We start from the raw sequence: 4,003 nt of genomic DNA on the forward strand, positions 1-4,003 counted from the left end.
ATATGTCTCCGATACCTTCTCTCTAACAATTTCCCTTAAATAGCTATTATTAATTAACATATATACGATAACTGGGAGCATAACTGCCATAAATCCAATAATAAGACGCGTTCTTATGGATTTGCTGAACTTCACGCTAACTTTCCTCCCCATATCTTTCGAACTAACTCATATATTGCCATTTTAAGTGTTTTCTTAGTTAGTTAATACAAAAAAAGAGTATAAGGGACACGAGGTCCCTCATACTCCAAAGCAACAAGTGGATTTACAGCTCCACCTTTTTATTTAATAAATACGTTATTAGATACAAGAGCGCTCCAACACCAACCATTTCTAACAGTATAGGTCCTAGTGGGATGTCGAGATCCAAGGATGAAGAGAATGAAAAGGAATCATTGGTTATTTCATTTTCTACAGAAACACCGCTTAACGCTCCTTCAGAMCTCTCAAACAGCACGTGCTCCAACCAACTTATTAAACTCATAACTGCAAAGAAAAATATGATCCCGATCCAAATCGCATGTTTACTACGGAAGCAGCGTGTTACTGTTGTAGCTGCCATAATAACTATGAGAACCGAAGAGTACGCCCATATAGAGACAGCTACCAGTTTTATTACTGTAAGAGTGTTGAATGTTATCCCCTCTAATAGCTCACTTATATTCATCCCCTTGAAAGCTATATATAAGAGGATATGGATAACTGCAACAGCAACAACGGTGATCGCTACCAACAAGCTTAGTAATACGACAGCTCCAACCCCTTTCAACGGATGAAGCGGCAGCAGCCTGCGGCTAAAAGATTTAATGTTATGATCAAATGTCCTGCAGCTATTGACGAACATCAGTACAGCAACGGCTGTGTAACCAAGTATACTTAGAACAATGACAATTTGCTTATCCCAGTCTCTTGTTTCTCCAACAATAGTAAGTGCAGCTTGCACGATTATGAGCACAGCGAACGTACTTAGGAGAAGGGTACTATTACGTTTCCAATCGTATTTCAACAGATTCATCATTCCGCGAACACCTCCTTGAACATCTCATCAACGCTTTTGCCATGGCTAACACGTATATTCTCTACTTCATCCTGCAGCACAATTTCACCATTCCGTATAAATATGACTTCATCAAATATCCGTTCAATATCCCGAACGAGGTGAGTGGACACTACGATACTGCTCTCCTCATTATAGTAGCTAACGATCGCATCCAAAATTTTAGCTCGCGCAACTGGATCTACTCCTCCAATTGGCTCATCAAGCAAGTAGAGCTTAGCATTCCGAGATAAGGTCAATGTAAGCTGCAACCGCTCATTCATTCCTTTGGACAATGAGGTAACACGATCTCTTTTGTTCAACTTCATAAATGCAAGCATTTCATGAGCTTTCGTACGATCAAAGTCTGCATAGAAATCTGTGTAAAAATGTATCGCATCCTCTACACGCATCCAGCTTTCAGTCAATGGGCGGTCAGGCATGAACGAAGTGATGGCTCTCGTTTCTCTATTTATGAGCTGACCAGCAACTTTTGCCTCACCTGAAGCTGCTGGAATTAATCCTGCTGCAATTTTCATTAAAGTGGTCTTACCACTCCCGTTACTGCCTAGAAGTCCAACGATTTTTCCAGGTGCAATTTTTAGTGATACATTATTTAGAGCTTTCTTGCCTGAATATGATTTTGATATACCGCTTAACTCTAAAATGCTCTCCACGATTGATTCACTCCTATTCTTTAATATCATCTTGAACAGCTTCTGAGACGATTGTAATAATGTCTTTATTAGCAAACCCAAGCTCCTGCATGCCTTGTATAAAGTGACCGAGCAAGTCGCTGGCCATTTCTTTCTTAATCTCCATAATTCTCGACTCCTCACTAGTCACATATCTACCCAACCCACGCTTTGTCTCTACGATATTCTCACGCTCTAGCTCTTGTAAGGCACGCTGTACAGTATTCGGGTTAATTTGTAGCTCTAATGCTAACTCACGAACTGCCGGAATCTTATCGCCAGCCTTTAACCGTCCCACAACAATTTCTTTCTTAATGTAATTCATGATTTGTAAGTAAATCGGTAAATTGTTATCAAATTCAACGCTCACAATATTCACCACTCCTTTCTGTTCGCCTGTAAGCTTCCATCGCTATTCAGGAGACATGTTGTTCACATTTACTTAGACACCCTGTATCTGTGTGTTAGTTAAATAGTACACTAATAATATAGTGTTGTAAAGGGGGTAAAAATAAGTATTTGGAAACACAATTGAAACACAAAAAAACTCTTGAGATCAATTGATCTCAAGAGTTTGAATTTAAAATATGGTGCCGATGAGAGGACTCGAACCTCCACGGTTTCCCTCACGATTTTGAGTCGCGCGCGTCTGCCATTCCGCCACATCGGCATTTCAATAAGATAAAKATGGCGCGCCCTAAGAGATTCGAACTCCTGGCCTTTTGATTCGTAGTCAAACGCTCTATCCAGCTGAGCTAAGGGCGCAAATCATTTCGAGAAAATTGTGGAGGCGCCACCCAGACTCGAACTGGGGGTAGAGCTTTTGCAGAGCTCTGCCTTACCACTTGGCTATGGCGCCAACTTATTGGAGCGGAAGACGGGAATCGAACCCGCGACCCTCGCCTTGGCAAGGCGATGCTCTACCGCTGAGCCACTTCCGCAAATAAATGGCTGGGGATTCAGGGATCGAACCTGAGAATGACGGAGTCAAAGTCCGTTGCCTTACCGCTTGGCTAATCCCCAACAAAGTTTTGTTGCATTTTTAAAATAAATGGGGCGATCGAGGGGAATTGAACCCCCGAGTGTCGGATCCACAAACCGATGCGTTAACCACTTCGCCACGACCGCCACGATATAGAGTTTTAATTGGCAGGGGCAGCAGGAATTGAACCCACACCAAAGGTTTTGGAGACCTTTGTTCTACCTTTAAACTATGCCCCTAAGGTAAACTGGTGGAGGATGATGGATTCGAACCACCGAACTCAGAGAGAGCAGATTTACAGTCTGCCGTGTTTAGCCACTTCACTAATCCTCCATGTGGTGCCGTCGAGAGGACTTGAACCCCCAACCTACTGATTACAAGTCAGTTGCTCTACCAGTTGAGCTACAACGGCATATTCAATTGAAACGGGTAAAACTTAAATGGTGGCTCGGGACGGAATCGAACCGCCGACACGAGGATTTTCAGTCCTCTGCTCTACCGACTGAGCTACCGAGCCTGATGTTTTTTAAAGTGGCGGAGCTGACGGGATTCGAACCCGCGGTCTCCTGCGTGACAGGCAGGCATGTTGGGCCACTACACCACAGCTCCACATCATAATCTCGGAAACTTCCGATGGGTAAAGATTTTGGTTGCGGGGGCAGGATTTGAACCTGCGGCCTTCGGGTTATGAGCCCGACGAGCTACCGGGCTGCTCCACCCCGCGTCGTTATTAAATTTATATGGTGGAGGCTGACGGGATCGAACCGCCGACCCTCTGCTTGTAAGGCAGATGCTCTCCCAGCTGAGCTAAGCCTCCATTGTTGAGCGACCCTTATATCTTACCATAGGTCTTAGGTTAAAAGCAAGTACTTTTTTAAAAGTTTTTTTGGTGACCCGTAGGGGACTCGAACCCCTGTTACCTCCGTGAAAGGGAGGTGTCTTAACCACTTGACCAACGGGCCGCATACTGGCGGAGAAGGAGGGATTCGAACCCTCGAGACCCGGTTAGAGCCTACACGATTTCCAATCGTGCTCCTTCGACCACTCGGACACTTCTCCAGTATATGGCTCCCCGAACAGGACTCGAACCTGTGACAACTCGATTAACAGTCGAGTGCTCTACCAACTGAGCTATCAGGGAAAATTAAAGATTTTACAAGACGATTTACGCCTTGAAAACTGGATACGAAAGWWGTCTTGCTGAACCTTAGCTGTTTGTTTGCCGGATGTATGGGTCCATGCAAACCTTATTTTAGGATAAGCCCTCGACCGATTAGTATTCGTCAGCTC

General features: G+C 44.2%; 3 protein-coding genes and 16 tRNA genes. All 19 read right to left on the reverse strand.

Annotated features, from left to right (window positions below; all coding sequences use genetic code 11):
* Positions 1 to 265: 265 nt before the first annotated feature.
* Positions 266 to 1,018 (reverse strand): hypothetical protein, encoded by a 753-nt coding sequence (locus AC1DWN_RS29400; protein WP_477562428.1) that lies wholly within the window; start codon positions 1,016 to 1,018, stop codon positions 266 to 268.
* The gene (locus AC1DWN_RS29405; protein WP_477562429.1) at positions 1,015 to 1,713 is read right to left on the reverse strand and encodes an ABC transporter ATP-binding protein; all 699 of its coding nucleotides are present in this window, start codon (positions 1,711 to 1,713) and stop codon (positions 1,015 to 1,017) included. Before AC1DWN_RS29405 ends, AC1DWN_RS29400 begins: the two co-directional genes overlap by 4 nt.
* Before the next feature lie 13 nt (positions 1,714 to 1,726).
* On the reverse strand, positions 1,727 to 2,101 hold the full coding sequence (locus tag AC1DWN_RS29410) for a GntR family transcriptional regulator (protein WP_477562430.1): 375 nt from the start codon (positions 2,099 to 2,101) through the stop codon (positions 1,727 to 1,729).
* A 218-nt stretch (positions 2,102 to 2,319) separates the two neighbouring features.
* Positions 2,320 to 2,401 (reverse strand) — tRNA-Leu (locus AC1DWN_RS29415).
* An 18-nt stretch (positions 2,402 to 2,419) separates the two neighbouring features.
* Positions 2,420 to 2,496 (reverse strand) — tRNA-Arg (locus AC1DWN_RS29420).
* A gap of 20 nt (positions 2,497 to 2,516) precedes the next feature.
* Positions 2,517 to 2,590, reverse strand: a tRNA-Cys gene (locus AC1DWN_RS29425).
* Positions 2,591 to 2,597: 7 nt separating this feature from the next.
* Positions 2,598 to 2,672: transfer RNA gene (locus tag AC1DWN_RS29430), tRNA-Gly, on the reverse strand.
* 7 nt (positions 2,673 to 2,679) lie between these two features.
* Positions 2,680 to 2,754 (reverse strand) — tRNA-Gln (locus tag AC1DWN_RS29435).
* A 29-nt stretch (positions 2,755 to 2,783) separates the two neighbouring features.
* Positions 2,784 to 2,859 (reverse strand) — tRNA-His (locus AC1DWN_RS29440).
* A 19-nt stretch (positions 2,860 to 2,878) separates the two neighbouring features.
* Positions 2,879 to 2,952, reverse strand: a tRNA-Trp gene (locus AC1DWN_RS29445).
* 9 nt (positions 2,953 to 2,961) lie between these two features.
* Positions 2,962 to 3,046: transfer RNA gene (locus AC1DWN_RS29450), tRNA-Tyr, on the reverse strand.
* A gap of 3 nt (positions 3,047 to 3,049) precedes the next feature.
* Positions 3,050 to 3,125 (reverse strand) — tRNA-Thr (locus AC1DWN_RS29455).
* A gap of 29 nt (positions 3,126 to 3,154) precedes the next feature.
* Positions 3,155 to 3,230, reverse strand: a tRNA-Phe gene (locus AC1DWN_RS29460).
* Between the two features lie 15 nt (positions 3,231 to 3,245).
* A tRNA-Asp gene (locus AC1DWN_RS29465) sits at positions 3,246 to 3,322 on the reverse strand.
* 38 nt (positions 3,323 to 3,360) lie between these two features.
* A tRNA-Met gene (locus tag AC1DWN_RS29470) sits at positions 3,361 to 3,437 on the reverse strand.
* Positions 3,438 to 3,454: 17 nt separating this feature from the next.
* Positions 3,455 to 3,530, reverse strand: a tRNA-Val gene (locus AC1DWN_RS29475).
* A gap of 70 nt (positions 3,531 to 3,600) precedes the next feature.
* A tRNA-Glu gene (locus AC1DWN_RS29480) sits at positions 3,601 to 3,675 on the reverse strand.
* Between the two features lie 6 nt (positions 3,676 to 3,681).
* Positions 3,682 to 3,772: transfer RNA gene (locus AC1DWN_RS29485), tRNA-Ser, on the reverse strand.
* Between the two features lie 6 nt (positions 3,773 to 3,778).
* Positions 3,779 to 3,854 (reverse strand) — tRNA-Asn (locus AC1DWN_RS29490).
* Positions 3,855 to 4,003 lie beyond the last annotated feature (149 nt).

The sequence above is a fragment of the Paenibacillus sp. P4_A7 genome (assembly GCF_056402455.1).